Annotated in this window: 22 protein-coding genes; 8 read left to right on the top strand and 14 right to left on the bottom strand. The window is 55.9% G+C overall.

Features of this window, described 5'->3' with window-relative positions:
* Positions 1–91 precede the first annotated feature (91 nt).
* The 7 genes from Q1L34_RS20630 to Q1L34_RS20600 form a co-directional block, all read right to left on the bottom strand.
* The gene (locus tag Q1L34_RS20630) at positions 92–1,120 is read right to left on the bottom strand and encodes a Gfo/Idh/MocA family protein (RefSeq protein WP_015585033.1); all 1,029 of its coding nucleotides are present in this window, start codon (positions 1,118–1,120) and stop codon (positions 92–94) included.
* Positions 1,117–2,481: an MFS transporter gene (locus tag Q1L34_RS20625; RefSeq protein ID WP_004858680.1), complete on the bottom strand. Its 1,365-nt coding sequence runs from the start codon at positions 2,479–2,481 to the stop codon at positions 1,117–1,119. Before Q1L34_RS20625 ends, Q1L34_RS20630 begins: the two co-directional genes overlap by 4 nt.
* A 10-nt stretch (positions 2,482–2,491) precedes the next feature.
* Positions 2,492–3,310, bottom strand: a complete 819-nt coding sequence (locus Q1L34_RS20620; protein WP_004858682.1) for a sugar phosphate isomerase/epimerase family protein — start codon at positions 3,308–3,310, stop codon at positions 2,492–2,494.
* Between the two features lie 66 nt (positions 3,311–3,376).
* A complete protein-coding gene (locus Q1L34_RS20615) occupies positions 3,377–5,080 on the bottom strand; it encodes an FAD-dependent oxidoreductase (protein ID WP_327204261.1) in 1,704 nt (567 codons plus the stop codon).
* Between the two features lie 10 nt (positions 5,081–5,090).
* Entirely contained in the window at positions 5,091–5,411 is a 321-nt protein-coding gene (locus tag Q1L34_RS20610) for an NIPSNAP family protein (protein ID WP_327204260.1), read from the bottom strand.
* Positions 5,408–7,102 carry an FAD-dependent oxidoreductase gene (locus tag Q1L34_RS20605; RefSeq protein WP_327204259.1) on the bottom strand — a complete coding sequence of 565 codons (1,695 nt, stop codon included), beginning with the start codon at positions 7,100–7,102 and terminating at the stop codon, positions 5,408–5,410. The genes Q1L34_RS20610 and Q1L34_RS20605 overlap by 4 nt, the downstream gene beginning before the upstream one ends.
* On the bottom strand, positions 7,099–7,920 hold the full coding sequence (locus tag Q1L34_RS20600) for a shikimate dehydrogenase family protein (protein ID WP_327204258.1): 822 nt from the start codon (positions 7,918–7,920) through the stop codon (positions 7,099–7,101). Before Q1L34_RS20600 ends, Q1L34_RS20605 begins: the two co-directional genes overlap by 4 nt.
* A gap of 152 nt (positions 7,921–8,072) precedes the next feature.
* Between Q1L34_RS20600 and Q1L34_RS20595 the strand changes: the two genes are divergently transcribed.
* Positions 8,073–8,831 (top strand): IclR family transcriptional regulator domain-containing protein, encoded by a 759-nt coding sequence (locus Q1L34_RS20595; protein ID WP_004858693.1) that lies wholly within the window; start codon positions 8,073–8,075, stop codon positions 8,829–8,831.
* 51 nt (positions 8,832–8,882) lie between these two features.
* Here the strand turns inward: Q1L34_RS20595 and cyoE are convergent, their stop codons facing one another.
* The 7 genes from cyoE to Q1L34_RS20560 form a co-directional block, all read right to left on the bottom strand.
* Positions 8,883–9,770 carry a heme o synthase gene (gene cyoE, locus Q1L34_RS20590; protein WP_004858694.1) on the bottom strand — a complete coding sequence of 296 codons (888 nt, stop codon included), beginning with the start codon at positions 9,768–9,770 and terminating at the stop codon, positions 8,883–8,885.
* Between the two features lie 11 nt (positions 9,771–9,781).
* The gene (locus Q1L34_RS20585; protein ID WP_004858696.1) at positions 9,782–10,111 is read right to left on the bottom strand and encodes a cytochrome o ubiquinol oxidase subunit IV; all 330 of its coding nucleotides are present in this window, start codon (positions 10,109–10,111) and stop codon (positions 9,782–9,784) included.
* Entirely contained in the window at positions 10,111–10,722 is a 612-nt protein-coding gene (locus Q1L34_RS20580) for a cytochrome o ubiquinol oxidase subunit III (RefSeq protein WP_004129790.1), read from the bottom strand. Before Q1L34_RS20580 ends, Q1L34_RS20585 begins: the two co-directional genes overlap by 1 nt.
* A complete protein-coding gene (gene cyoB, locus Q1L34_RS20575; RefSeq protein ID WP_004858703.1) occupies positions 10,712–12,703 on the bottom strand; it encodes a cytochrome o ubiquinol oxidase subunit I in 1,992 nt (663 codons plus the stop codon). The genes Q1L34_RS20580 and cyoB overlap by 11 nt, the downstream gene beginning before the upstream one ends.
* A gap of 19 nt (positions 12,704–12,722) precedes the next feature.
* Positions 12,723–13,670, bottom strand: coding sequence for a cytochrome o ubiquinol oxidase subunit II (gene cyoA / locus Q1L34_RS20570; protein WP_004858705.1), 948 nt, complete (start codon positions 13,668–13,670; stop codon positions 12,723–12,725).
* A gap of 480 nt (positions 13,671–14,150) precedes the next feature.
* Positions 14,151–15,626: a muropeptide MFS transporter AmpG gene (gene ampG / locus Q1L34_RS20565; RefSeq protein ID WP_004858707.1), complete on the bottom strand. Its 1,476-nt coding sequence runs from the start codon at positions 15,624–15,626 to the stop codon at positions 14,151–14,153.
* A 43-nt stretch (positions 15,627–15,669) separates the two neighbouring features.
* The gene (locus Q1L34_RS20560) at positions 15,670–16,248 is read right to left on the bottom strand and encodes a lipoprotein (RefSeq protein ID WP_004858708.1); all 579 of its coding nucleotides are present in this window, start codon (positions 16,246–16,248) and stop codon (positions 15,670–15,672) included.
* 427 nt (positions 16,249–16,675) lie between these two features.
* Between Q1L34_RS20560 and bolA the strand changes: the two genes are divergently transcribed.
* The 7 genes from bolA (at position 16,676) to ppiD (ending at position 26,129) form a co-directional block, all read left to right on the top strand.
* On the top strand, positions 16,676–16,993 hold the full coding sequence (bolA, locus tag Q1L34_RS20555) for a transcriptional regulator BolA (protein ID WP_015585028.1): 318 nt from the start codon (positions 16,676–16,678) through the stop codon (positions 16,991–16,993).
* Positions 16,994–17,335: 342 nt separating this feature from the next.
* On the top strand, positions 17,336–18,634 hold the full coding sequence (gene tig / locus Q1L34_RS20550) for a trigger factor (RefSeq protein ID WP_004858711.1): 1,299 nt from the start codon (positions 17,336–17,338) through the stop codon (positions 18,632–18,634).
* 358 nt (positions 18,635–18,992) lie between these two features.
* Positions 18,993–19,616: an ATP-dependent Clp endopeptidase proteolytic subunit ClpP gene (gene clpP / locus Q1L34_RS20545; protein ID WP_004858713.1), complete on the top strand. Its 624-nt coding sequence runs from the start codon at positions 18,993–18,995 to the stop codon at positions 19,614–19,616.
* A gap of 132 nt (positions 19,617–19,748) precedes the next feature.
* Positions 19,749–21,023 (top strand): ATP-dependent protease ATP-binding subunit ClpX, encoded by a 1,275-nt coding sequence (gene clpX, locus Q1L34_RS20540; protein WP_004858716.1) that lies wholly within the window; start codon positions 19,749–19,751, stop codon positions 21,021–21,023.
* A 183-nt stretch (positions 21,024–21,206) separates the two neighbouring features.
* Entirely contained in the window at positions 21,207–23,561 is a 2,355-nt protein-coding gene (gene lon, locus Q1L34_RS20535) for an endopeptidase La (RefSeq protein ID WP_004858717.1), read from the top strand.
* A 207-nt stretch (positions 23,562–23,768) separates the two neighbouring features.
* Complete coding sequence (gene hupB, locus Q1L34_RS20530; protein WP_002444653.1) at positions 23,769–24,041, top strand: nucleoid-associated protein HU-beta; 273 nt, start codon at positions 23,769–23,771, stop codon at positions 24,039–24,041.
* 213 nt (positions 24,042–24,254) lie between these two features.
* Positions 24,255–26,129, top strand: a complete 1,875-nt coding sequence (gene ppiD, locus Q1L34_RS20525; RefSeq protein ID WP_004858720.1) for a peptidylprolyl isomerase — start codon at positions 24,255–24,257, stop codon at positions 26,127–26,129.
* Positions 26,130–26,199 lie beyond the last annotated feature (70 nt).

Genomic DNA, 26,199 nt, shown 5'->3' with positions numbered 1-26,199 from the left:
ATTTAGTATTTAAATGAAATTTATTTTTCTTTTTCTCCGCAATAAAGACAGCGGAAAAGTCGGCGCAACGGGGGATTACGCCGACATCTGTTTATGTGGATTGGCCCGCCTGGCCTGCCGCCCGCTGAATGGCGGCAACGATCTCCAGGGAACGCAGCGCATCGGCAGCATCGATCAGCGGTTTCTCCTCGCCGGTGATGACCTGCAAAAAGTGGTCAAGCTGCAGCATGAAGGGATCGATAGCTTCGACCTGAAGCCTGTCACTCAGCAGCGGGTGGAGCCAGCCGCGCGCTTCGCCATAGCGCCACCACTGCATCTGCGGGATCGCCAGCGCGCCGCGGGTACCGGAAATCAGATAGCAGTTTTCCGGCGCGTGGGCGTAGATCGCATTTTCTCCCGAGTTCATCTCCCAGCTCCAGGGGCCGACGCCGCAATCGGTGAGTACCGCGCTACCTAATGCTCCGCTGGCGAAACGAAGGTTTACCACCGCGCTGTCTTCGTTGGCGAAGCGGCGTACGGCATGGGAGGTAAAGGCCTGCACCTGGTCGATTTCACCAAACAGGTAGCGCATCAGGTCAATATCATGGACCAGATTGACCAGCAGCGGTCCCGCGCCGGGTTCACGGCGCCAGGCAACGTCAAAATAATCATCCGGCTTTTGCAGTACCCAGTGCGCGGAGACGGTGACGATTTGCCCGAGTTCGCCACTGTCGATCAATGTCCTTGCCGCGGCGATCAGCGCGTTGTGCCGCCGGTGGTGCCCCACCAGCACCGGAACCTGATGGCGAGCAGCGGCGTCGACCAGTTCCCGGGCGCGTTGCGGCGAGTCGGCGACAGGTTTTTCGACCAGCACCGGGATCCCGCGTTCGATGCAGGCCAGAGCGCAGGGCAGGTGCAGAATATTGGGCGTGGCGTTAATCACCCCCTGCGGCTGGACCGCGTCCAGCATGGTTTCAACGTTGTCATACCCTGCGATACCCAGCGATTGCGCCAGCGCCTGCGCCTGAGGTGAAGGATCGGCCAGAGCGACCAGCTCAGCCCGTGGGTTAGCGCGGATCACCGCAATATGTTTGCGTCCGATGGCGCCCGCGCCAATGACGGCAAGACGAATTTTGCTCACGACAGACTCCTCAGCGTGGGGGACGGGGCAGGGGAGGTAGATTCAGCATCGCTGGCAAATAGCCCCTTTACCACCAGACCGACGACGGTTAATGCCGCCGGGATCCCAAGGATTAAAAAGACGTTTTCGAAGCTGAGATTGAGCGCCATCATTTCCGCGCCGGCAAAGGCGCTGAGGATGGCGCCCATTCGGCCGACGCCGTGCATCCAGCTGGAGCCGGTAGCGCGCGCCTGGGTCGGATAATAGCGGGCGGAGAGCGCATTCATGCCGGTATTCGCGCCGTTCAGGCAAGCGCCGCTGACGAAGGCCAGCAGGCACAGCAGCGCAAAACTGGCGGCAGCGTAGCCCATGGCCATCGTAAACAGGCCGCCGATGGCATAAATCAGCCCCAGCGCGCGATGGGGATTGATGCGATCCATTAGCCAGCCGGCAAACAGAGAGCCTACGGTGCCGCCGGCCTGATAAATCGCCGTCATCACCGCCGCCTGGCTGACGGTCAGTCCCACCTCTTTGACCAGCGTCGGCAGCCAGCTGCCGAGGATATAAACCAGAAACAGGCCCATAAAATAGACCAGCCATAGCATCAGTGAGCCGAGGCGGTAGTGGCGCGAGAGGACCAGGCGCATGGCGTTGGTATTGGCGGGCTGCGCCGGGAGCGTGAATTCAGCGTTATCCGCAATTTGCCCCGGATAGAGCCGTTGTAATATCGCCCGGATCCGTGCCGCCGGCGCGCGTTTAACCACCAGAAAGCGCACCGACTCCGGCAGCAGCCAGATAAGCAACGGCGCGAACAGCAGCGGAAGAATCCCGCCGAGCGCCATCAGCGAATGCCAGCCAAAGCGCGGGATCAGCCACGAGGCGGAAAAGCCGCCCGCCGCCGCGCCAAAGGTAAAGCCGCAAAAAATCACCGTAATCAGAAATGAGCGCTGGCGCTCGGGGGCATACTCCGATACCAGCGTGCCGATATTGGGCATCGCCGCACCGAGTCCCAGTCCGGTCATAAAACGGAAGAAAATCATCTGTTCGATGTTCTGCGAGAAGGCGGTGACGATCGTCCAGAAGCCAAAGAAAAAGACGCTGTTGACGATGATTTTCTTTCGCCCCAACCAGTCGGCGAGCGGCCCGGAGAGGAGCGCCCCCAGAGCCAGGCCAATCAGCGCCGCGCTGATGACGAAGCCGAGCTCGTAGTTGGTTACCCCCCATTCATGCTTCAGCGTCGGGGCGATAAACCCCATAATCGCAATATCAAAACCGTCGAGCGCAATCACGCAAAAGCCTAAGAAAACCACCAGTTTCTGGAAACGGCTGAGCGGATTACCGTTGATTAACTCTCTGACATCCAGGCGTTGGGTCTGAGTCATAGGGTTTTCCTTATGCGCAGGTGTGCAGGTAAGACTGCGCGGCATTGAACAGCAACCGCGCGCGGTTGAGGGCGGGCAGAGCGCCCTGGGCGCCGCTTAACGGGACTTCCAGCGATACCGGTAGCGTCGTCGGCAGCGCGGACATCAGCCCATGCAGATCCAGCCCGCCTTCGCCCGGCACCTTCCGCGCGGCGCGGGCCTGGTGGATCAGTTCCTGTTCGTTATCGGGAATCTGCGCCGGAGCGTCACACAGCTGCATATAGTTGAGGCACTCTGGCGGCAGGTCGGCGAGGCTGGAGAGCGACTCTCCCGCGCGCCAGAAGTGGATGGCGTCAATCAGAATCCCAATATCCGCTCGCCCGCTGGCCGAAATCAGCCGCCTGGCGTCAGCGATAGTACGCAGTTGGGTCCACGGCATGGGCTCCAGATTCATGGTTAAGCCATACCCCCGGCCGGCTTCGGCGAGCGCGGCAAGATTTTCAGCGCTGCGGGTCAGGTGGTTATCGTTGCCGGCCACCAGCACCTGACGAGCGCCCAGGCGCGCGGCGGTTTCAAGGAAGCTTTCCAGGCGGGCATTAAGCGAAAAGTCGCTCGTCAGACGCACGATTTCGACATCTGATACGCGAATACCGGTCTCCATCAGCGCAGAGAGCGTTGCGCGAACGGTCGCGGTATCGCCGAGCATATCGTAGTCAGGATCGGTCGGCGTGGCAGGGAGCAGACGCAGGCCGACATGAGTAAAGCCGCTTTGTGCCGCGATCCGCACCTGTTCCGGTGGCGGAACGTCGAGCACGGTGAGCGCGGCGAGGGACAGGGTTCGCATGTTCATAAAAGACTCCGGTACAGTTGCAGGTGATTGTTGTTATGTGTACTGCCGTCCCTGGTAAGATGTCGGTTACGATGCTGTTTTTGTTATATTGGCGGCCAGTGTTTTCCCCACCAGATAGCCAAAGGTCATGGCCGGACCGAGCGTAATACCGCCGCTGGGGTAGTACCCCTGCATCACGCTCGACATATCATTGCCAATGGCGTAGAGGCCAGCGATCGGCTGTTGATGCGCATCCAGCACTCGCGCCTGTTCATCGGTTTTCAGCCCGCTAAAAGAGCCCAGCGAACCCGGTAAAATACGCACCGCATAAAAGGGCGCATGGCGCAGCGGACCCAGCGTTGGATGATGAGGATGCCTGGCATCCCCCTGGGCCCGGTTATAGGCCGAGACGCCGCGCTGAAATTCCGGGTCCTCTCCTCGCGCGGCGTAGTCGTTAAAACGCGCCACCGTCTCTGCCAACTGCCCGCCATCGATGGCGCAATGTTCCGCCAGCGCCGCCAGCGTGGGGGCCGAGTGGAGATAGCCCGTGCGCAGCCATGCTGCCGGCGAAAATGGAAAGGGGCGGGAGTGGCCCAGACCATAGCGGCGCAGCGTCCGGCTATCGGCCAGCAGCCACGCTGTCGGCTGCTCTCCCGCAGGCGTTGCGGCCAGCAGCGCGGCAATAAAGTCGTGGTAGGAGTCGGCTTCATTAGTAAAACGCTTTCCATTGGGCAATACGGCGATAAACCCCGGCTTCGCGCGTTCAACCAGGTGCGGGAAGACCAGCTGCAGGCCGCTTGCGAGGGTGACGCGGGAGACCGGTGCCCAGGCCATGGCGTGTTTGAGCGAGGCGTCGAACTGACCGCCGACCGACTCCCCGAGCCGGATACCGTCCCCCTGATTACCCGGCGGCGCGGCGGAGAAGTGGCCATAGCCGTCCGCTGCGTGGGGAACCTGCTGCGCCAGGCGTTGGCGATCGTGTGGAAAGCCGCCGCAGGCGAGGATCACGGCGCCGGCGTGAACCTCAATATCGCCATCATCGCTACGCAGTACCGCGCCGCTGACCCCGGTCGATGATGTCAGCAGGCGAGCGACGGGGGCATTCAATTGAATACTGACGCCAGCGTCGAGCGCCGAACGCAGCAGGCGGCCCATCAACGCGTTACCATTAACCAGATACTGCCCGCGGCCAGTTCGCAGTCGCTGCCAGCCGTGGTGCAGCAGACGCCGGGCGGCATACAGCGCCGATCGCGGGGAGCGGGTTGCATTAAAAAAGTGCGCCATGTCGCTACCGCCGGCGATGCCCATGCCGGCGAGGCTGATGGTTTCCAGCGGCGGGCGCAGACGATGCAGCCAGTCGCCAAGCAAGCGTCCGTCAAACGGTTGTGCCGTCACCGAACGCCCCCCCTGGGCGTAGCCCGGTGACATGTGAAAATCCGGCATCTTACTGCCGGAGAGAAACTGCACCGCCGTATGGCGGCGGAAGAAATCGATCATCTCCGGGCCCTGCTGCAGGAAGGTGAGCAGGCGGGCATCGGCGGGCTGACCACCCATTTCATGCTGCAGATAGGTTAGCGGCGCGTCCTCTTGCTCCTGAATGCCCTCTTCGCGGGCGAGCGGGTTGCGCGGTATCCACAGCCAGCCGCCTGACCAGGCGCTGGTGCCGCCGATGACCGACTCTTTTTCGGCCAGCAGGACGCTGGCGCCTTTGAGGGCGGCGGTCACCGCGGCGGAAAGCCCCGCCGCGCCGGAACCGACGACCAGCACATCCACCTTTTTATGCCCGCTCATCTCCGGCCCCTTATTGCAGTGGTGAAAAATCAACAGGACGCAGCAGGACCGACTCCAGCCGCTCAACGGCCGCCAGTTCGCGGTTTTTACGCGAGAAGGTCAGCCAGCGTTCGTCCTGCGCCATGCGCGCCCGGCGTACCAGGCGATCGTCGAGGCTCTCGTAAGCCCAGATATGCACCACCTGATTCATGACGCCGATTTCGGTGAAGAAAAAACCGATCAGCTTACCGAGGTGCTCGGTCTGGACCGCGTAAGCATCGCTTTTGTACAGCGCCAGCCAGTCGGCCATTTTCAGCGGATTGAGGGTGTAGGTGCGTTTTTCATAGATCATGATGTTTCTCCTGTTGATGGGGTTAGTTGGTGTGTCATATGACGGGCACAGAGATAGCCGAAGGTCAGCGCCGGGCCGAGCGTAATGCCGGGACCGGGGTAGGTGCCCGCCATCATGGAATCCATATCGTTACCAACGGCATAAAGGCCTTGGATCGGCTGACGTTGTTGATTAAGAACCTGGGCATTCTCGCTGGTGACCAGGCCTCGCGACGTGCCTAAATCTCCGGTGTAGAGGGTGATGGCATAAAACGGAGCCTTCAGCAGCGGGGCATTGCAGGCGTTCGGTTGATGGCCCGGATCGCCCATCGCGCGGTTATAGCTGTTGCCGCCTTTGGCGAATTGCGGATCTTCTCCCTGCGCGGCATCGCGGTTGTAGCGGGCCACCGTCCCGGCGAGCGCTTGTGCGTCAAGTCCCAGCTGTTGAGCAAGCCGGGCGAGGGAGTCCGCTTTGTGCAGGTAGCCGGCCTCGATCAGCGCATCGTTGTTAACCGGCGCGGGCCGCGCAAGACCGAGGCCGTAGCGTTTCATCGCCAGGGCATCGCAGATCAGAAAACAGGGGGCGTTTTCGGGTAGGCTTTGCATGGCGCTGGCGAAGTGGTGGTAAGAGTTTGATTCGTTGACGAAACGTTCCGCCTTTTGGTTGACGGCGATAACTCCCGGCTTGGCCCGGTCGGTGACCAGGTGCGGGAAGCGTTCTTCGCGCCCGTCGGCGTGGCGCAGTACCGAGACCGGCGCCCAGAAAAAATTGGACGGCAGGTCGGCGCCTTCGCAGGCGTTGAGTGCGCTGGCGAGACGGAAGGCGGCACCATCATTGCCGGCTGGCGACATGGAGTAATGCTCGCGGGTATGCGGCCGGTAGCGTGCCGCCAGCTCTCCTGCGGCAAAGCCGCCGGCGGCCAGCACCACGCCGCAGCGCGCCTGTAAGGTCTCTTGCCGGCCGTCGCATTCAATATTGACGCCGGTGACCGCGCCCTGGTGCTCAATCAGAGAAAGGACGTTGACGTTCAGCCGGAGCGTCATGCCTTTGCGCAGCGCCACGGTGGCCATGCGGGCAATCAGGGCGTTACCCATCGCCAGCCGGGTACCGCGCGGGTGGCTGATGCGGTCGCGCGCATAGCGTAGCAGCAGCTTCGCGCAGTGCGATAACGAGCGCAGCGAGCGGCGCATGTCCAGAAAATGCTGGATATCCACGCGGTTGACCATCATGCCGCCAAATAACAACATTCCCGGTGGGGGAGCGCGCAGATCGCGAAAGCGATCGCCGAGCTGGCGCCCGTCGTACTCCACAACCTCCAGCGCGCGTCCGCAATCAACGGCGCCCGGCTCATCAGGATAATAGTCCGGTGAGAGGGGGCGCAGACTGTACTTCACCGCGCCCTCTTTTTCGAGGAACGCCAGCGCCTCGCGCCCGGAAGCGACAAACGCATCGACGATGTCCGGACGATAGTTCTGTTCGCCGACGATCGTTTTCAGGTAGGTTTTGATCGCGTCCGCCGCGCCGCTTTTCCCCTGCGCACGCGCCTGATCGGTATCGTTGATCCATACCGCTCCGCCGGAGATTGCCGAGGTACCGCCAAACTGCGGCGCTTTTTCCAGCATCAGCACCGACAGCCCTTTGCAACAGGCCGTGACCGCGGCGGCAAATCCGCCGGCGCCGCTACCGATGACAATCACATCCCAGCTTTTCATGCCGCGGCCCCCTGTTCCTGCGGGATGGCTCCGATGAACTGCCCCATGAGCTTCATCTGCGCCAGCGCCATTTCGGGGCCGGTTTGTACCACGCAGCCGCGCGCCTGGGCGAAAGTCAGCAGCGGCGTGATTGCCGGTGCGGTAACGACGTCCGCGACATGGGTTGTCGGGGTGAGGGTTTCCAGTAAAGCCTGCGGCAGCGGCAGCGGATCGAAGTTTGCCATCCCGGCCGGAGAGCCGTTTACCAGCAGATCGAGACCGTTCAGGGTGTCAGGCAGCGCGGTGAGTTGGACCTGGGGGAAATGGGTGGCGAGGCGGTTATGCAGCAGCTGCAACGTGGTCGGATTCTGGTCGTGTAGCGCCAGCTGGCGGATACCGGCTTCACACAGCCCCCAGGCGATGGCGCTGCCGACGCCGCCGCAGCCGGAGAGCAGCGCGCTCTTTCCTTCAGCCTGAAAACCGTGGGCCGCCGCGGCCAGATAGAAACCGACGCCATCCAGCATATCGCCCTGCAGACGACCATCCGCCAGTTTGCGAATGACATTCACCGCGTTGAGATGGCGGGCACGCGGCGTTAACTCATCCACCAGCGTGGCGGCGCGCTGTTTATGCGGCACGGTGACCAGTACACCGCTCATGTTCAGCCATCCGCGTAACGCCAGCAAATAATCCGCCACCGCTTCCGGGGCGATATCGACCGGGATCATCACGCTGTCCATCTGCTGGTCGGCGAAGTAGCGGTTGAAGTTTTCCGGTGATTTAACCTGAGTAATCGGATGGCCGATAACGGCAACGACCTGCGTGAATCCACTGACCATTTCAAACCTCATTTGTTAAATGAATGTTGTGAAAGTATTTCAGCGGAACCTGAGAGCGACAACGCAGAATTCGGACGTATTGGTTGTTAATCGCACCACCACTGCGATAATCGCAGTGAATCGATGGCAATGTTGCAGAAATGTGAGCTGATATGCAAAACACAATACATCCGCGCGATTTGATAGTCGGTCTGCAAAAAGGACTGGCCTTGATCCAGCTTTTTTCCAAAGATTTTCCCCGGCTCAGCGTGCCTCAGGCGGCGAAAATGAGTGGCCTGACGCAGAGCGCCGCGCGACGTTTTCTGCTGACGTTGCTGCACGAACGCTATGTACAGACCGACGGGCGCTACTACTGGCTGACGCCAAAAGCGCTGCGCCTGGGGCAGGCCTATGTTGATTCGGCCCAGTTCCCGCGCATGGTCCGCCCCATCGTTGAGTACATTGCCAGCCGCACGGAAGAGCATGCGTCGGTAGGGGTGATTGATGAAGATGAACTGGTGTATATCGCGCGCAGCAAACATACGCCGTTTAACTCGACCTCGGTGCGGTTAGGGGAGCGGGTGCCAATATTCTGCACCGCCGGCGGGCGACTCTGGCTGGCCTCGCTGCCGGAAGACGAGTGCGAGATGATTTTGCGGCGAATCAAACGCGAACAGCGCACGCCGTATACGGTGACGGACGTGGCGATGCTGATGGACAAAATTGCGCTGGTGCGGCGCCAGGGGTTTGCCACTATCGAGCAGGAGTTTGAAATTGGGATGCTGGTTCTGGCGGTGCCTCTATCCGACAGGGAAGGGATGTACTGGGGGGCGCTGAGCCTGACCTCTCATCAGTCGCGGACTTCGCTGGATGCGTTGTGTCGCGACCATCTGGATCTGCTGTATAGCGCGCAGGCGATGCTGGTGGGATAACTCCGGGCAATAAAAAACCCCGCCGGAGCGGGGTTTGTCAGAGCGACAATCTTATCTGACGTAGGCCAGCAGATTGTGTGAATCCGGCACCATAAAGTCGACGGACATCATGACCGACAGCGCGGTAATGGCGACGATAGAAAAGACGAACAGCTTACGCGCCCAGACTTTATCATCCGCCACTTTGTAACCGCGCAGCGCCATCCCCAGCCACCAGACGCTCACCGCGGCCGCAACGACCAGGTATTTATACCCGGCGTAGCCACCCAGCGACAGCATCAGCGTAGCGACAGCAAAAGCCACGATGTACAGCGTAATGTGGTTTTTCGCCACGGAAATACCTTTCACGACCGGCAGAACCGGAATGTTCGCCGCCTGATAATCCTTGAAGCGGAAAATCGCGATGGCGTAGGAGTGAGGCATTTGCCACAGGCTGAAGATAGCCAGCAGAATCGCCGCGCCGCTATCGAAATTACCGGTCACCGCACAGTAGCCAATCACCGGCGGCGCAGCGCCGGAGAGAGAACCAATCAGCGTGCCGTAGACGGAGTGGCGTTTCATGTACAGGCTGTAGACGCCGACATAAACCACGAACCCCATCACCCCCAGCCAGCAGGCCAGAGGGTTAGCGCCAAACCACAGGAGCATGAAGCCAGCAATACCCAGCAAGGTGGCGTATACCAGCGAAACTTGTGGCGAGATCAGCCCTTTGACCAGCACCCGGTTTTTCGTCCGTTCCATCTTACGATCGATGTCACGGTCGATGTAGTTGTTGAATACACAACCCGAGGCGACCACCAGGGACACCCCAAGGAGCGTCCATGCAAACAGCGGATAGTCGATGTGGCCCTTGGAGGCCAACAGGAAACCGCCGATCACGGAGATCAGGTTGCCAAAAATGATGCCAGGTTTCGTTACTTGCAGGTATTGCTTAAACATACTTGCCGCTCTTAGTGCATCATCATGTTGTAGTTCAGGTTCCACATAATCCAGATGGAGCCAACAACAACGATAGCAATGATGATTACGGTGAAGATAAACGCGGTCAGGTTCCAACCTTCGTCAGACTTGCTGTTCATGTGCAGGAAGTACACCAGGTGTACCAGAATCTGCACAACAGCAGTGACCAGGATAGTTCCCAGAATAGCCGCATGCGATGCGGAGCCACTCATAACCATAGCAAACGGAATAACCGTCAGAATGATCGACAGGACGAACCCTGTCATGTAGCTCTTTACGCTGCCGTGAGAAGCGCCGTTATGATCGCTAGAATGACTCATTACATTGCCCCCATCAGATAAACAACCGAGAACACGCAGATCCACACAACGTCCAGGAAGTGCCAGAACAGGCTCAGGCACATGATACGGGTGCGGTTAGTGTTGGTCAGGCCACGACGTGAAACCTGAACCATCAGCACCGCCATCCAGATCAGACCGGAGGTGACGTGCAGACCGTGGGTTCCGACCAGCGCGAAGAACGCTGACAGGAAGCCGCTGCGATCCGGGCCCATACCTTCAACAATCAGGTGATGGAATTCATAGAGTTCCATCGCGATGAACCCTGCCCCGAAGAGGAAGGTCAGCGCCAGCCAGGAGACAACCTGGCTCTTGTTGTTTTTGTACATGGCGATAGCCGCCATGCCGTAGGTGATGGAGCTGAACAGCAGCAGCGCGGTTTCAACCAGAACGAACGGCAGTTCAAAAATATCTTTACCGGTCGGTCCGCCAGCCGTGCCGTTCACCAGAACGGCATAGGTAGCAAACAGGGTGGCGAAGATAATGCAGTCGCTCATCAGGTAGATCCAGAAGCCGAATACCTTCATCGGCCCTGTATCGTGGTGCCCGTGTTCATGCGCGTGGGCGTTATGCGCAAGAGTATCAGTTGCCATTTTTCAGCCCTGCTTTGTTAATCTCATCGAAATGCTGATTTTCCAGTTTTTCGACTACTGCAACCGGCACGTAGTAATCCACGTCCTCGTCAAAGCTCTTAATAATCCAGGTCACCAGGATACCGACGAAGCTTGCAATCGCCATCCACCAGATGTGCCAGATCATCGCGAAACCAAACACCGTTGCGAAAGCAGCAATAACGATGCCCGCGCCGCTGTTTTTCGGCATATGAATCTCTTCATAGCCAGCCGGTTTCTTATACGCTTCGCCTTTTTCTTTCATTTCCCAGAACGCGTCACGTTCGTGAACGACAGGAACGATAGCGAAGTTGTAGAACGGAGGCGGAGAAGAGGTTGCCCACTCCAGAGTACGGCCGCCCCACGGGTCACCGGTCAGGTCGCGGTTCTGTTCGCGATCGCGGATAGACACGTAGAACTGAATCAGCTGGCAGAGGATACCGCAGGCAATCAGCGCCGCACCGCATGCCGCAACAACCAGCATCGGGTGGAACTGCGGGTCAATCTGCTGGCTCAGGCGACGGGTCATCCCCATGAAGCCCAGCACGTACAGCGGCATAAATGCAACGAAGAAGCCGATGATCCAGAACCAGAAAGCGCGTTTGCCCCAGGTTTCGTTCAGCGTGAAGCCAAAGGCTTTCGGCCACCAGTAGGTCAGACCAGCAAAGCAACCGAATACCACACCACCGATAATGACGTTATGGAAGTGGGCAATCAGGAACAGACTGTTGTGCAGCACGAAGTCCGCGCCCGGTACCGCCAGCAGAACGCCGGTCATACCACCAACAGAGAAGGTCACGATGAAGCCGATAGTCCACAGCATGGCTGAGTTGAAGACGATGCGGCCCTGGTACATGGTGAACAGCCAGTTGAAGATCTTAACCCCGGTCGGGATGGCGATAATCATGGTGGTAATACCGAAGAAGGCGTTGACGTTCGCGCCGGCACCCATGGTGAAGAAGTGGTGCAGCCAAACGATGAACGACAGAACGGTAATACACACTGTTGCCCATACCAGCGAGGTGTAGCCAAACAGACGCTTACGCGAGAAGGTTGCAGCGATTTCGGAGAACACCCCGAAGACCGGCAGAACCAGGATATACACTTCCGGGTGGCCCCAGGCCCAAATCAGGTTGATGTACATCATCATGTTGCCACCCATATCGTTGGTAAAGAAATGGGTGCCCAGGTAGCGGTCCAGGGTCAGCAGCGCGACGGTGACGGTCAGGATTGGGAAGGAGGCGATAATCAGGATGTTGGCGCACAGAGATGCCCAGCTAAATACTGGCATCTTGAACATCGTCATGCCAGGGGCACGCATCTTGATAATGGTCACGAAGAAGTTAATACCGGTTAACGTCGTACCAATACCGGATAGCTGGAGAGCCCAGATCCAGTAATCGACCCCAACGCCCGGACTGTACTCGATTCCCGACAGCGGCGGATAGGCCAGCCAACCGGTCTGAGCGAATTCACCGACGCCCAGAGACAAGTTAACCAGAATCACGCCCACAACGGTGAACCAGAAGCTCAGGTTGTTGAGGAACGGGAAGGCAACGTCGCGCGCACCGATCTGCAGCGGAACCACGAGGTTCATCAGACCGATAACAAACGGCATCGCTACGAAGAAGATCATGATAACGCCGTGGGCGGTAAAGATCTGATCGTAGTGGTGAGGCGGCAGGAACCCTGCTTCCCCGGCCGAGGCCAGCACCTGCTGGCTACGCATCATAACGGCGTCAGCGAAGCCACGCAGCAACATCACGATTGCTACGATGACATACATGATACCGAGTCGTTTGTGGTCGACCGAAGTCAGCCACTCATTCCAAAGGTAGGACCACTTACCGAAGTAAGTGATTGCCGCCAGAAGCGCCAGTCCCCCGATGATAATCGCAGCCACCGTAACCACAATAATGGGTTCGTGGTAGGGCACTGCATCCAGTGTAAGTTTTCCGAACATCGTTTTCTTCCTCGGCCCCTTAGTGAGCGGTTTCCGCGTGGCTCATGTCCATGCCTTCCATCCCTTCGTGCGCTGCGTGCTCGCCTTCAGGTTGGGACATATCCATGCTCTTGCCATGAGACATAAATTTGTTCACAACATCTTTAAACAAATCCGGTTTCACGTCAGAGAAGTATTCCACTTTGTTGTATTCGCTAGGCGCAGCCAGTTTGTCGAAGGCCGCCATGGAGTCCATGGTGTTCGACGACTGTTTCGCTTTCGCTACCCACTGATCGAAGGTTGCACGATCCGGCGTGGCGATAGCTTTGAACTTCATACCAGAGAAGCCCGGGCCGCTATAGCTTGCGGAGATACCGTCATAAGTGCCAGTTTCATTCGCGATGAGGTGCAGCTGAGTCTGCATCCCGGCCATTGCGTAAATCTGGCTGCCTAAACGTGGGATAAAGAACGAGTTCATCACGGAGTTAGAGGTCACTTTGAAGTGTACCGGTACGTTCGCCGGGAAGGCGATTTCGTTGACGGTAGCAATACCCTGTTCCGGATAGATGAAGAACCATTTCCAGTCCATCGAAACAACTTCGATGACGATCGGTTTCTCTTCGTGAGCAAGCGGTTTGCTTGGCTCAAGTGCGTGAGTGGTTTTCCAGGTCAGAACGGCCAGGAACAGGATGATCAGAATAGGAACCGTCCAGACCACAGCTTCAACTTTGTTGGAGTGTGACCAGTTCGGGCTATACTTCGCATCTTTATTACTCGCACGATACTTCCAGGCAAATCCTACTGCCATTAAGACGGCGGGAATAACGACAATCATCATCAGGCCAAAGGCCGTCAGTATCAGAGAACGTTGCTCCAGTCCAATCTGTCCTTTTGGGTCAAGGAGCGCAGAATCACAACCACTGAGTAATACAGTACCTGCGATTAATGACATCCATCCCAAACTTTTATTGTATTTCCTAAGTCTCATTGAACGACCTCAATTCCACGGAATCTGGTGGCGCTTAAAGTGTACGGGCATTTTACGGGAAGGTTGCATTACTGTAAACATGATTGGGGCTGTGTCAGTTCTGTGTTAGCGGGTTCTGCTCGCTTTGTCACATATGTAACCGAGTGTGACGCTGATGCTTGCAAAGCACGTTATATGCAGGATCTATAACGAAAGGGATAAGAATGGATGGGCTTATGGGGTAATGAGTATAAACACCCGAAAAATAACACAACTAATTAACAATTAATTATCAAATAAAAGACATTGCGCGGTGGCGATAATAAATCGCTTTTGCTGAATCGGTTAAATTATTTAATGTTTTGAATAAAAGTTGTCAATAACTTCCAAAAATGTAAAGCGCACAAAACAACAAATGAAAAATGAACAATATAAAATCGTTAATAAGCCGTTATAATTACGATCGGTGATTACAACGGCTAATAACAGTGCAATGATGCGTTAAATCAGCGCACTCTTCCGTAACGCCAGATAATCCAGCAGACTTCCGAGCACAACGCCGGCGATGGCGGTGAGGGCCGCAATTTCCAGTAGCGTGGGCAGGAAGGAAAAAGAGGTGAAGTCGAGGGCATTGAGTATCAGCAACAGCAGCCATATGCCCAGCATCAGCGAACCCACGGCCAGAATCAGCAGCGCCAGCGTATAGGTCTGTGGATAGTCCGTGCGCGGAATAAAGCTTCCGGTGCGTTGCGTGTACTCCAGGGTTTGCCGGCAGAGCAGCAGGAGCACAATTCCCGGGACGGCGGCAAAGACAGAGAACAGATAAAATGTCGGCCAACCGTGAGCTTCGACGAACCAGCCGGCAATGGGCCCGACGTACACGCGACCGACTGCCGATAGCGCGGACAGCAAAGCAAACTGGGTGGCGGAAAACGATTTATTACACAGGGTCATTAACAGGGCGACAAATGCCGCCGTGCCCATACCGCCGCACAGGTTTTCGAAAAAGACCGCCGTCGCCATGGAGTAAAGATGTTTATCGGTAATCGACAGCAGCCAGTAGCCGGCATTGGATACGCCCTGTAGCACGCCGAAAATCAGCAGGGCGCGAAACAGGGTGAGGCGCTGCATGAGTACGCCGCCGTAAAGTGCGCCAACAATCGTCGCGAAAAGTCCCAGCGTTTTATTGACCATTCCCACCTCGCCGGCATCAAAACCGACTCCGCGAATCAAAAACGTGGTGGTCAGACTCATCGCAAAGGCATCGCCGAGCTTATAAAGGACGATTAACAGCAGGATCAGCCAGGCGTTGTTACGTCCGAAGAAGTCGCGCAGCGGTTCGGCGACCGCCTGTTCGAGGCTTTTTGGTACCGGAATCACATCGCTCGGTTCTGGCGCCAGCAGGGTGGCGATAATGCAGGGAATTAGCAACACGGCCATCAGCCAGTACATTCCCTGCCAGCCGAGCCAACGGTCAGCCAGCCACAGCGCCAGGCCACCGGAGACCAGCATCCCCAGGCGATAGCCCAGCACGCTGATGGCCGCGCCAGCGCCGCGCTCCTCTGCCGTCAGCACATCGGTTTTCCACGCATCGAAGACGATATCCTGCGATGCGGAGCAGAAGGCGATAACAACCGCTAATGCGGCCATCCAGCGGAGCTGGGTCGAAGGTTCAAGGAATCCCATGGCGGCAATGGCGATAAGCAGCAGAAACTGCGTGGTCAGCAGCCAGCCGCGGCGCCGGCCAAGAAACGGCGGCGTGTAGCGGTCCATTAACGGCGACCAGAGAAACTTAAAGACGTAAGCCTGGCCAACCAGCGAGAAGAAGCCGATCGTTTTCAGATCGATATTTTCAACGGTCATCCACGCCTGGAGCGTGCCGGAGGTCAGCGCCAGAGGCAAGCCGGAAGCAAACCCTAGGATCAGCAAAATAGCTGATTTAGGCTGCTGGAAAATGCGTAAGTAGTGGTTGGACATGGCTTATGGCGCCAACCCGGCGCGAGGCCGGGTTGGCGAACGATCAACGCGCGTTTTGCTTGATGAAATCATGAATGCTGGTGTCCTGCGCCATATCGGCGATGGTATCGGTCAGGACGCTGTTCACCGCATTGGCGATATTCTGGTTGGAGGCCTGGAAGGCGCCTTCAACAGAGTAGCTTGCGCGATAGTTTTTGGTCATTTTGGTGCCGTTCGCGGCGGTGGCGATAATCGCGATATCTGCCTTCGTGGCGATGTTGTAGCGCACGTTGCCCTGGGAAACGTCGGCATACAGTTTATTCACGATAATCTGCAGATCGACTGCGCCGTTCGGCCCAATCATATAACCGCGCGCGGTCATTTGTTTTTCCAGCACTTCCTGCAGCAGGAAGCGCAGGTCGCGGGAGGCGGTCAGCGTAACCTGTTGGTTATCGCGGGTGACCTTCGCCAGCGCCTGATCCGGACGCTGGTCCGCACCGTTAATGCTGACGGTGACGCCCATCAGACTTGGGTCCTGCTGCGGCAGGCTCATTTTCGGCGATACATCAATGGTAGTCGGAGGCGTCGCACATCCTGCCAGCATAAACATCGCGACCAGCGGGAAAAGAATTTTCTTAAACATGTTCAGGGTCTCAGCGCATGGTGTTGTTATACCCGTCATACTTCAGGCAACGGTTGCGTTAGCGGCTCTTGTTCGCCCTCGTCACTCGCTTCAGCAAGCGCCTGAGGACTCTCCCGTTTGTAGCCTTTCCGTCGCTCAAATCTATTTCGGGTCATTGAGGAAAATTACCGCCATCATAACATCGCCAACGGCGAGGGGAAGTGGCAACGCATGTAAATTCATCGCGTTGTACATTTTATCGCCGCCTCCCATTTTTATCGCGATCCAGGCGGACGTTCTGGGGGAGAGAGTGAGTAAACTTGATACTTTTGAATGAAAATATCAGAAGAATGCTAATTTTTTGTTGTTTTCCCCTAATGGAAGCGGTAAAAGCGGCTAACATTTAAAAGGAATGGCGGCATCTCAGCGTTGTCGGAGGAGAAAATTCATGATGATACGTGAACAGATCGAAGCAAAACTTAGGGCAGCGTTCGACCCCGTGTATCTCGAAGTCGTGGATGAAAGTTATCGCCACAATGTCCCGGCTGGCTCTGAAAGTCATTTTAAAGTGGTGTTGGTGAGCGATCGTTTCACCGGCGAGCGTTTTCTGAACCGTCACCGTATGATCTACGGTACGCTGACTGAGGAGCTGTCGAGCACTGTGCATGCGCTGGCGCTGCATACCTATACGATTAAAGAGTGGGAAGGGCTTCAGGACACGGTATTTGCATCTCCTCCTTGTCGCGGTGCGGGAAGTATCGCCTAGAAATCGTATTTGCAACCGCGGGAACTTTTCCAGTATGTTGCGTGAAGATTTATCAAAAAACGGCCTGCGGGCCGTTTTGTTTTGTCTGAAAATGTGTGCAGTGGGCGCTTTTAAAGACAAATTTGCGCGGGAATTGTGAAAAATGCCGCAGCCGTGGGCGACAACCGTTCTCGACTCACAAAAGTGATGCCGCTATAATGCCGCGTCTTATATGAATGTCTTCGGGATGATTCTGGCGACAGGGAATGTGTTTCTGATTGAAGAGGGCATCCCGGTTCTGCGAAGCAACGTACACGCGCTTCCAGAGTTGACCGAGCACTGTGATTTTTTTGAGGTAACAAGATGCAAGTTTCAGTTGAAACCACTCAGGGCCTTGGGCGCCGTGTAACGATTACTATCGCCGCTGACAGCATCGAGAATGCTGTCAAAAGCGAGCTGGTCAACGTGGCGAAAAAAGTTCGCATTGACGGCTTCCGTAAAGGGAAAGTGCCGATGAATGTTGTTGCTCAGCGTTATGGCGCATCCGTTCGCCAGGACGTGCTGGGCGACCTGATGAGCCGTCACTTCGTTGACGCGATCATCAAAGAGAAAATCAATCCAGCCGGCGCACCGAACTACGTTCCGGGCGAATACAAGCTGGGTGAAGACTTCACCTACGCGGTAGAGTTCGAAGTTTATCCGGAAGTTGCGCTGCAGGGTCTGGAAACTATCGAAGTTGAAAAACCGGTTGTTGAAGTGACCGAAGCTGATGTCGACACCATGCTGGACACGCTGCGTAAGCAGCAGGCTAACTGGAAAGACAAAGATGGCGCTGTTGATGCAGAAGACCGCGTAACCATCGACTTCACCGGTTCTGTTGACGGCGAAGAGTTCGAAGGCGGCAAAGCGACTGACTTCGTACTGGCGATGGGCCAGGGTCGTATGATCCCAGGCTTTGAAGATGGTATTAAAGGCCACAAAGCGGGCGAAGAGTTCACTATCGATGTGACCTTCCCGGAAGAATACCACGCAGAAAACCTGAAAGGTAAAGCGGCTAAGTTCGTTATCAACCTGAAGAAAGTTGAAGAGCGCGAGCTGCCGGAACTGACTGCTGAATTCATCAAACGTTTCGGCGTTGAAGATGGTTCCGTAGAAGGTCTGCGCGCTGAAGTGCGTAAAAACATGGATCGCGAGCTGAAAGGCGCCGTGCGTAACCGCGTGAAGTCTCAGGCTATCGAAGGTCTGGTTAAAGCGAACGACATCGACGTGCCGGCTGCCCTGATCGACAGCGAAATCGACGTTCTGCGTCGTCAGGCTGCTCAGCGTTTCGGTGGCAATGAGAAGCAGGCTCTGGAACTGCCGCGCGAACTGTTCGAAGAGCAGGCTAAACGCCGTGTAGTTGTCGGTCTGCTGCTGGGCGAAGTGATTCGTACCAACGAGCTGAAAGCTGACGAAGAGCGTGTTAAAGGCCTGATCGAAGAGATGGCTTCCGCTTACGAAGATCCGAAAGAAGTTGTTGAGTTCTACAGCAAAAACAACGAACTGATGGACAACATGCGTAACGTCGCGCTGGAAGAGCAGGCTGTTGAAGCCGTTCTGGCAAAAGCGAAAGTGTCTGAAAAAGCCACGACCTTCAATGAACTGATGAACCAGCAGGCGTAATTTCGCCCACGGTTTAACGTTCAGGTAAAACCCGTTGCCGAGAGGCGGCGGGTTTTTTTTTATCGCAGCAATAGCTTCAGGATGAGTGCGAAAACGCGATATCAATGATAGCGTTACGGCAAAAGCTTGTTATGCTTGAATTATGATTGCATCGTCCCCACAACGAGGAGACGAAACTGCACGCGTGAAATCATGCATAATGACGAAGCGTGTCTGTCGGGATTTGTTCAGGTTACGGGCGTAAGGCCGATATCCAGGTAATTTGAACGATGACGGACAGAAGACTCTGGCTGATAATCCGTCCATAAGGTTACAATCAGTGCGGCAGGTTTATTCAAAATTAATCCAGGAGACGGAAATGTCATACAGTGGCGAACGAGATAACTTTGCACCCCATATGGCCCTGGTGCCGATGGTCATTGAACAGACCTCGCGCGGTGAACGTTCTTTTGATATCTACTCCCGTCTGCTCAAGGAACGCGTCATCTTTCTGACCGGCCAGGTGGAAGACCACATGGCGAATCTGATCGTGGCGCAGATGCTTTTTCTGGAAGCAGAGAACCCGGAAAAAGACATTTATCTGTACATTAACTCTCCGGGCGGGGTGATCACCGCCGGGATGTCGATTTACGACACCATGCAGTTCATCAAGCCTGACGTGAGCACCATTTGTATGGGCCAGGCGGCATCGATGGGCGCGTTCCTGCTGACCGCAGGGGCAAAAGGCAAGCGTTTCTGCCTGCCGAATTCCCGCGTGATGATCCACCAGCCGCTGGGCGGCTATCAGGGTCAGGCGACGGATATCGAAATTCACGCCCGCGAGATCCTGAAAGTGAAAGGGCGGATGAATGAACTGATGGCACACCATACGGGTCAATCCCTTGCGCAGATTGAGAACGACACCGAGCGTGACCGTTTCTTGTCAGCCTCCGAAGCGGTGGAATACGGCCTGGTCGATTCCATTTTGACCCATCGTAATTGATGCCCCTGGCGCAAGGGGGCCGCTATACTTGTCTGGAGTAGGGCGGCACAACGCTTATCAGCGACTTGCGCCTGAGAATGGCATTTGCGTCGTCGTGTGCGGCACAAAGAACTTAATAAGAGGTTTGGACTCATGACAGATAAACGCAAAGATGGTTCGGGCAAACTGTTGTATTGCTCTTTTTGCGGCAAAAGCCAGCATGAAGTGCGTAAGCTGATCGCCGGGCCATCCGTGTATATCTGCGACGAATGCGTTGATTTATGTAACGACATCATTCGCGAAGAGATTAAAGAAGTCGCGCCGCATCGTGAACGCAGTGCGCTGCCGACTCCGCACGAAATCCGCCACCACCTGGACGATTACGTTATCGGCCAGGAGCCGGCGAAAAAAGTGCTGGCCGTTGCGGTATACAACCACTACAAACGCCTGCGCAATGGTGATACCAGCAACGGTGTTGAGCTGGGTAAAAGTAACATTCTGCTGATCGGGCCGACTGGTTCCGGTAAAACGCTGCTGGCGGAAACGCTGGCGCGTCTGCTGGATGTACCGTTCACCATGGCGGACGCCACCACCCTGACCGAAGCCGGTTATGTCGGTGAAGACGTCGAAAACATCATTCAGAAGCTGCTGCAGAAATGTGACTACGACGTACAGAAAGCGCAGCGCGGTATCGTGTACATCGATGAGATCGACAAAATTTCCCGTAAATCGGATAACCCGTCGATTACCCGCGATGTCTCCGGCGAAGGCGTGCAGCAGGCGCTGCTGAAGCTTATCGAAGGAACCGTTGCCGCGGTACCACCGCAGGGCGGGCGTAAGCATCCGCAGCAGGAGTTCTTGCAGGTTGATACCTCCAAGATTCTGTTTATCTGCGGCGGCGCGTTTGCCGGTCTGGATAAGGTTATTTCCCATCGTGTCGAAACCGGTTCAGGTATTGGTTTCGGCGCGACGGTAAAAGCCAAATCTGACAAAGCGAGCGAAGGTGAGCTGCTGTCTCAGGTTGAGCCGGAAGATCTGATCAAATTTGGTCTGATTCCGGAGTTCATCGGTCGTCTGCCGGTCGTTGCAACGCTGAATGAGCTGAGCGAAGAAGCGCTGATTCAGATCCTGAAAGAGCCGAAAAATGCCCTGACCAAACAGTATCAGGCATTGTTTAACCTGGAAGGCGCTGAGCTGGAGTTCCGCGATGAAGCGCTGGACGCGATCGCCAAAAAAGCGATGGCGCGTAAAACCGGTGCTCGTGGTCTGCGTTCCATCGTTGAAGCCGCGCTGCTCGATACCATGTACGATCTTCCGTCAATGGAAGACGTGGAAAAAGTGGTCATCGATGCTTCCGTTATCGACGGACAAAGCAAGCCGTTGCTGATCTATGGCAAACCGGAAGCGCAGCAGGCGTCTGGTGAATAATTAGCCAACTTACTCAAGCAGTTAACAAAAAGGGGGGATTTTATCTCCCCTTTTATTTTTCCTGCATTCCCGCCGTTGAATGTGTGGAATACATCCCCATATACTGGATTACATATTAACGGCGTCGCGATGACGAGTCGTGCCGCTGGCTACCTGGCGGACTTTAAACTAAGAGAGAGCTCTATGAATCCTGAGCGTTCTGAACGCATTGAAATCCCCGTATTGCCGTTGCGCGATGTGGTGGTTTATCCGCACATGGTCATACCCCTGTTTGTAGGGCGGGAAAAATCTATCCGTTGTCTTGAAGCGGCTATGGACCATGATAAAAAAATCATGCTGGTTGCGCAGAAAGAAGCTTCGACGGATGAGCCGGGTGTAAATGATCTTTTCACCGTCGGGACCGTGGCGTCAATTTTACAGATGCTGAAGCTGCCTGATGGCACCGTCAAAGTGCTGGTTGAAGGCCTGCAGCGCGCGCGTATTTCTGCACTGTCTGATAACGGCGAGCATTTTTCAGCGAAAGCAGAGTACCTGGAATCGCCGGCGATCGACGAACGCGAGCAGGAAGTCCTGGTGCGCACCGCGATCGGTCAGTTTGAAGGCTACATCAAGCTGAACAAGAAAATCCCGCCGGAAGTGCTGACGTCGCTCAACAGCATCGACGATCCTGCGCGTCTGGCTGATACCATTGCTGCGCACATGCCGCTTAAGCTGGCAGATAAGCAGTCCGTCCTCGAGATGTCCGACATTAACGAACGTCTGGAATATCTGATGGCGATGATGGAATCGGAAATCGATCTGCTGCAGGTTGAGAAGCGTATTCGCAACCGCGTGAAAAAGCAGATGGAAAAGTCTCAGCGTGAGTACTATCTGAATGAGCAGATGAAGGCCATCCAGAAAGAGCTTGGCGAGATGGACGATGCCCCGGACGAGAACGAAGCGCTGAAGCGCAAGATCGACGCGGCAAAAATGCCGAAAGAGGCGAAAGAAAAAACCGAAGCGGAACTGCAAAAGCTGAAGATGATGTCGCCGATGTCGGCAGAAGCGACCGTCGTACGCGGCTACATCGACTGGATGGTACAGGTGCCGTGGAGCGCGCGCAGCAAGGTCAAAAAAGATCTGCGTCAGGCTCAGGAGATCCTCGATACCGACCATTACGGCCTGGAGCGCGTGAAGGATCGTATCCTTGAGTATCTCGCAGTACAGAGCCGCGTCAACAAGCTGAAAGGGCCGATTCTGTGCCTGGTTGGACCGCCGGGGGTGGGTAAAACCTCGCTGGGCCAGTCCATCGCTAAAGCCACCGGCCGTAAGTACGTGCGTATGGCGCTGGGCGGCGTGCGTGATGAAGCGGAAATCCGCGGTCACCGCCGGACCTACATCGGCTCAATGCCGGGCAAACTGATCCAGAAAATGGCGAAAGTGGGGGTGAAAAACCCGCTGTTCCTGCTGGATGAGATCGACAAAATGTCCTCCGACATGCGCGGCGATCCGGCCTCAGCGCTGCTCGAAGTGTTAGATCCGGAACAGAACGTGGCGTTTAACGACCACTATCTGGAAGTGGACTACGATCTGAGCGATGTGATGTTTGTGGCGACCTCTAACTCCATGAACATTCCGGCGCCGCTGCTGGATCGTATGGAAGTGATTCGTCTGTCCGGTTATACCGAAGACGAAAAACTGAACATCGCCAAACGTCACCTGCTGTCTAAGCAGATTGAGCGTAATGCGCTGAAGAAAGGCGAGCTGACCGTAGAGGACAGCGCGATCGTCGGGATTATTCGCTATTACACCCGTGAAGCGGGCGTGCGTGGGCTGGAGCGTGAAATTTCCAAGCTGTGCCGTAAGGCGGTTAAACAGCTGCTGCTGGATAAGTCACTGAAGCACATCACGATTAATGGTGATAACCTGCATGATTTCCTTGGCGTGCAGCGCTATGACTACGGTCGTGCGGATAGCGAAAACCGCGTCGGCCAGGTCACCGGTCTGGCATGGACGGAAGTGGGCGGCGATCTGCTGACCATCGAAACCGCCTGTGTGCCGGGTAAAGGCAAGCTGACCTATACCGGTTCGCTGGGCGAAGTGATGCAGGAGTCTATTCAGGCTGCGCTGACCGTGGTCCGTTCGCGTGCGGATAAGCTGGGAATTAATTCGGATTTCTACGAAAAACGTGATATTCACGTTCACGTTCCGGAAGGGGCGACGCCGAAAGACGGTCCGAGCGCCGGTATTGCGATGTGTACCGCGCTGGTCTCCTGTCTGACGGGGAATCCGGTACGCGCTGACGTCGCGATGACGGGGGAAATTACCCTGCGTGGTCAGGTGCTGCCAATCGGCGGTCTGAAGGAAAAACTGCTGGCGGCACATCGCGGCGGCATTAAGACTGTTCTGATTCCTGATGAAAATAAACGTGACCTTGAAGAAATTCCAGATAACGTTATTGCCGATTTAGATATCCATCCGGTGAAACGAATCGAAGAAGTTCTGACACTTGCGTTGCAGAACGAACCATTCGGCATGCAGGTCGTCACGGCAAAATAGTGATTTCGCGCAAATAGCGCTAAGAAAAGTGGGGCTGGGAAGTAAATTCGTACTTGCCAGCCTTTTTTTGTGTAGCTAACTTAGATCGCTGGCAGGGGGTCATCTACAACTCTGTTGTAAGGGCATGACAGTCCTGATATAACTGCTGCGCGGTCGCACCACGAAGGATTCTGGTGCGATATAAATTATAAAGAGAGGAAGAGAACAGTGAATAAATCTCAACTGATTGACAAAATTGCTGCGGGTGCGGACATTTCTAAAGCTGCAGCCGGACGTGCGTTAGATGCTTTAATTGCTTCTGTTACTGAATCTCTGCAGGCTGGAGATGACGTTGCGCTGGTCGGGTTTGGTACCTTTGCTGTGAAAGAGCGCGCTGCCCGTACTGGTCGCAACCCGCAAACAGGTAAAGAAATTACCATCGCTGCTGCCAAAGTGCCGGGTTTCCGTGCCGGTAAAGCGCTGAAAGACGCGGTAAACTGATCGGCTTCCCATCAGGGAATGTGACGAAGTACAAGGGCGCATCGCGAGATGTGCCTTTTTTATTTGCCCGGAACCCGACTTTATGTGTGTTTGTACGCACTTGTGGGCTGACAATTACCCCATTTTCTTGTCAAAATAGGTCCTCACGCGCGGCAGCCATCACGTGCTATGCTGCGCGAGCTAAAGTCATCTACAGCGGAGCGTTGTTACACCATGATGGACAACCTACGCACGGCCGCCAATAGCGTCGTGCTCAAGATTATTTTCGGTATCATCATTATCTCGTTCATTTTGACCGGGGTGAGTGGTTACCTGATTGGCGGCAGTAACAATTATGCCGCGAAAGTTAACGACCAGGAAATTGGTCGCTCACAGTTTGAAAATGCCGTTGCCAGCGAACGTAACCGTATGCAGCAGCAGCTTGGCGATCAGTTCTCTGAACTGGCGGCCAACGAAAACTACATGAAAACCATGCGTCAGCAGGTGCTGAACCGTCTGATTGACGAGTCGCTGCTTGACCAGTACGCCCGCGAACTCGGACTGAGCGTCAGCGATGCTCAAGTCAAACAGGCTATCTTCCAGACTCAGGCTTTCCAGACTGACGGCAAATTTGATAACGAACGTTTTAGCGGTATCGTGAATCAAATGGGCATGACCACCGATCAGTACGCGCAGGCGCTGCGCAACCAGCTGACAACTCAGCAGCTGATTAATGCCATTGCCGGTACTGACTTTATGCTGCCCGGTGAATCCGATCAGCTGGCTGCGCTGGTATCCCAGCAACGCGTAGTGCGTGAAGCCACCATCGATGTCAATGCACTGGCGGCGAAGCAGACGGTGACCGATGAGGAAGTCAACGCTTACTACCAGCAAAACCAGGCCCGTTTCATGGCGCCGGAGCAGTTCCGCGTGAGCTACATCAAAATGGATGCGGCTGGCATGCAGGAGAACGCCTCTGACGAGGAAATCCAGTCCTGGTATGATCAGCATCAGGATCAGTTCACGCAGCCGCAGCGTAACCGCTACAGCGTGATTCAGACCAAGACCGAAGCCGATGCCCAGACGGTTCTGGATGAGCTGAAGAAAGGGGCCGATTTCGCCACCCTGGCGAAAGAAAAATCTACCGACATTATCTCTGCCCGCAACGGTGGCGATATGGGCTGGATGGACGATGCTGCGACGGTACCAGAGCTGAAAAATGCCGGTCTGAAAGAAAAAGGCCAGCTTTCTGGCGTGATTAAATCTTCCGTTGGTTTCCTGGTTGTCCGTCTTGATGATGTTCAGCCGGCGAAGGTTAAACCGCTGGCCGAAGTTCGCGATGATATCGCGGCGAAAGTGAAGCAGGAAAAAGCGCTGGATGCTTACTACGCGCTGCAGCAGAAAGTGAGCGATGCCGCCAGCAATGATAACGAATCGCTGGCCAGCGCCGCACAGGCTGCGAATGTGAAAGTGACCGAAACCGGCTGGTTTGGGCGTGACAATTTGCCAGAAGAGCTGAACTTTAAACCGGTTGCCGATGCTATCTTCAACGGCGGTCTGGTGGGCGAGAACGGTACGCCGGGCAGCAACTCCGATATCATCACCGTCGATGGCGATCGCGCCTTTGTTCTGCGTATCAGCGAGCACAAAGCGGAAGCCGTGAAGCCACTGGCAGATGTGAAAGCGCAGGTTATCGATATCGTCAAACATACCAAAGCTGAACAGCAGGCGAAGCTGGATGCAGACAAGCTGCTGGCCGCGCTCAAAGATGGTAAAGGTGACGAGGCGATGAAAGCCGCAGGTTTAAGCTTCGGCCCGGCGCAGACGCTGGCACGTACCGGTCAGGATCCCTTGAGCCAGGCGGCGTTTGCTCTGCCGCTGCCGCAGCAGGGTAAACCTGTCTACGGTATGGGTAGCGACATCAAAGGCAACGTGGTGCTGCTGGCGCTGGATGAGGTCAAAGCCGGCGACATGCCGGAAGCGCAGAAAAAAGCCATGGTGCAAGGCATCACGCAGAACAATGCTCAGATTGCTTTCGAAGCGCTGATGAGCAACCTGCGTAAGTCCGCGAAAATTAAACTCGGCGATGCTATCGACCAACAGCAATAATTTCGTGACGCTTCGCAAAAATCAGTAACGTGATGTAATCCTCAAAGGCCGCTTTCGCGGCCTTTTCCAT

This window comes from Klebsiella ornithinolytica (assembly GCF_030505655.1).
In the GTDB taxonomy this organism is placed as follows: Bacteria; Pseudomonadota; Gammaproteobacteria; order Enterobacterales; family Enterobacteriaceae; genus Klebsiella; species Klebsiella ornithinolytica.
This window is presented reverse-complemented; position numbering and strand designations above follow the sequence as displayed.